Origin of the sequence: Simplicispira sp., from assembly GCF_028687295.1 — a bacterium.
GTDB lineage: Bacteria > Pseudomonadota > Gammaproteobacteria > Burkholderiales > Burkholderiaceae_C > Simplicispira > Simplicispira metamorpha.
In genome coordinates this window covers 1-2,902 of the sequence record NZ_JAQUAL010000229.1, presented here as the reverse complement: position 1 = coordinate 2,902, position 2,902 = coordinate 1, and the positions used below count along the sequence as shown (strand labels likewise).

Here is a 2,902-nt window from a genome sequence, read left to right as displayed (position 1 = left end):
GGATGGTCGGCCCGCCCACCTCATCGACCGCGCCGGGAATGATCTGCGCCAGCGTTTTGCCGGGGTACAGCTGCTGGTGGCGGTGGATGTTCTCGACCACCACGATGGCGTCGTCCACCAGAATGCCAATCGAAAAAATCAGCGCAAACAGCGACACCCGGTTGAGCGTGAAGCCCCAGGCCCACGAGGCAAACAGCGTGGCCGTGAGCGTCAGCACCACCGCCGTGCCGACGATGGCCGCCTCGCGCCGGCCCAGCGCAATGAACACCAGCGCCACCACCGAGGCGGTGGCAAACAGCAGCTTCTGGATCAGCTTTTGCGCCTTGTCGTTGGCGGTGGCGCCGTAGTTGCGCGTCTCGGCCACCTGCATGTCTGCTGGGATGACGGTGTTTTTCAGCGCCTCGACCCGCGCCATCACGGCGTTGGCCACGTCGATGGCGTTCTCGCCGGGCTTTTTGGTGATGGCCAGGGTGACGGCGGGGTATTCCGCCGCCTTGTCGCCCGCCGTGCCGTGCCAGACGTAGCGGCTGGGCGGCGGCGCACCGTCGCGCACGCTGGCCACGTCGGCCAGAAACACCGGCTTGCCCGCGCGCACGCCCACCACCAGCTCGGCCACCTCGGCGGCGTTGGCCAGGAACGGCCCCGACTCGATGGCCACCGCGCGGTTGCCGCCCAGCAGCTCGCCCACGGGCAGACCGAGGTTGGCCGATTGCAGCGCGCGGCGCAGGTCGTCCACGGTGACGCCCGCGCCCGCCATGCGCGCGGCGTCCATCTCGACCATCACGGCGCGACCCGGGCCGCCGATGGTGTGGACGGTGCGGGTGCCGGGCACGCGCTTCAAGTCCACCTCCACGCTGTGGGCCACGCGCTCCAGATCAAAAGCGCCGGTCTGCGGGTTGGGGCTGAACAGCGTCAGCGAGACGATGGGCACATCGTCAATCCCCTTGGGTTTGACCAAGGGCGGCTGCACGCCCAGGCCCTGGGGCAGCCAGTCGGCATTCGATTGCACCGTGTCGTACAGCCGCACCAGCGCCTCGGTGCGCGGCACGCCCACCTTGAACTGCACCGTGAGCACGGCCACGCCGGGGCGCGACAGCGACATCACATGCTCGGTGCCGGTGATTTGCGACAGCACCTGCTCGGCGGGGATGGCCACCATCTGCTCCACGTCGCGCACGCTGGCGCCGGGGAACGGAATGATGACGTTGGCCATGGTGACGTTGATCTGCGGCTCTTCTTCGCGCGGTGTGACCAGCACGGCAAAGGCGCCCAGCAGCAGCGCCAGCAGCGCCAGCAGCGGCGTGATCTGCGCCCCCTGAAAAAACGCCGCAATGCGGCCCGAAACGCCCAGGGTCTGGCGGGGTGGAATGGAACTCATGGCCAGTCCCTTATTGCGCGCGCGTGGCGGCTTGCGGGTCGGCAATCACCTGCTCGCCCGGCGCCACGCCGGTCAGCACCTCGACGCGGTCGCCATCGACGCGGCCCAGGCGCACCTGGCGCAGCAGGGGCTTGCCGCCCTCGCCCTGCACGTACACGCCGGTCATCTCAGCGCGGCGCACGATGGACTGGAGCGGCACCGTCACGCGCTGGCCCGCCGTGCTGGCGCCCGTGCCCGCCACCGGCAGCCACAGGCGGGCAAACATGCCGGGCGCTACGCCGTTCAGGCCCGGGGGCAGATCGGCGCGCACTTGCTGGGTGTGCGTGGCCGCATCCACGGTGGGCAAGCGCTGCACGCGCGTGGGCTGGGGCCACTGCTGCGCGCCGCTCAAACCGGGCAGCTCGACGCGCACGGCCTCACTGCTGGCACTGGCGTTGTTGCGGTCGCTGGCACCGGCGCTGCTGCCGACCTTGGCTTTGCCGCCATCGCCTGCCAGGCCCGTGGCCTGCACCGCGCTGGCTGCGCCCAGCCACACCGACTGCGCCACCGATTGCGGCACCGCCGCCGTCACGCGCAGTGCGCTGGGGTCGTACAGGGTGAGCAGCGCGCGCCCGGGCAGGGCCATGTCGCCCAGCTGCACCGGCACCTCGGCCACCACACCCGCATACGGGGCGCGCACCGTGTGCAGGCCCGTCTGTGTGCGCGCCGCGCCCGCCTGCGCCACCTGCGCGGCCACCTGGGCGCGTGTGGCCTTGAACTCGGACTCGGCCCGCTCCAGCGCAGCTTGGCTGATGTATTTTTGCTGGTAAAGCTGCTGCTGGCGGCCGTACTCGCGCGTGGCCACCTCCAGCGCAGCGCGGGCCGCCAGCACCTGGGCGTCGCTGGCGGCAGCACTTTGGTCGGCAGTGCGCGCATCAATGCGCAGCAGCAACTGGCCCGCCTGCACCCGGTCGCCCGCCTTCACGGCCAGCTCGACCACGGCACCGCTGACCTGGGCGGCAACCACGGTCTGGCGCACGGCCTCGACCACGCCGTCAAAGCCGCTGCGCCCCTGGACGCTGGCTACCTGTGCGGGCACCACGGCCAGCACGGCGGGCGCTGTGGCGGCAGCAGCGGCGGACAGCGACACCGGCAGCGCTACGGCCAGGGCAATGGCAAAGGGACGGAGTGGGGGCATGGGCAGTCTTTCAAAACAGGCCTGCGCTACCAGCCAACGGGGATTCACGACGTTGCCGGGGCGGCGAGGCTCAAGCGCTATTATTTGCATGAATAGTTAAATAGTCAAATAGTTGATCTATCAACATCGCCCTGATGGCGGTAGGCCCTCGGGCGTATCGCTACAGTGCCAAGGCCCTTGGCTGGCGGGCTGTGCCTGCGGCCCTCCTCCACGCCCTTCGTTTTTTTGCTGCCCATGAACCGCAATCTCTGGCTACTGGCCTTGTGCCAAGGTCTGTTTCTGACCAACAACGTGGTGTTCATCGCCATCAACGGGCTGGTGGGCCTGCAACTGGCGCCCTATGGCTG

General features: G+C 69.4%; 2 protein-coding genes. Both read right to left on the bottom strand.

Annotated features, from left to right (window positions below):
* Positions 1-1,378: efflux RND transporter permease subunit (locus PHX69_RS15960; protein WP_288045111.1), on the bottom strand; the 1,378-nt coding region annotated here is incomplete at its 3' end.
* A 10-nt stretch (positions 1,379-1,388) separates the two neighbouring features.
* Entirely contained in the window at positions 1,389-2,555 is a 1,167-nt protein-coding gene (locus tag PHX69_RS15955; protein ID WP_288045109.1) for an efflux RND transporter periplasmic adaptor subunit, read from the bottom strand.
* Between the last annotated feature and the right edge of the window lie 347 nt (positions 2,556-2,902).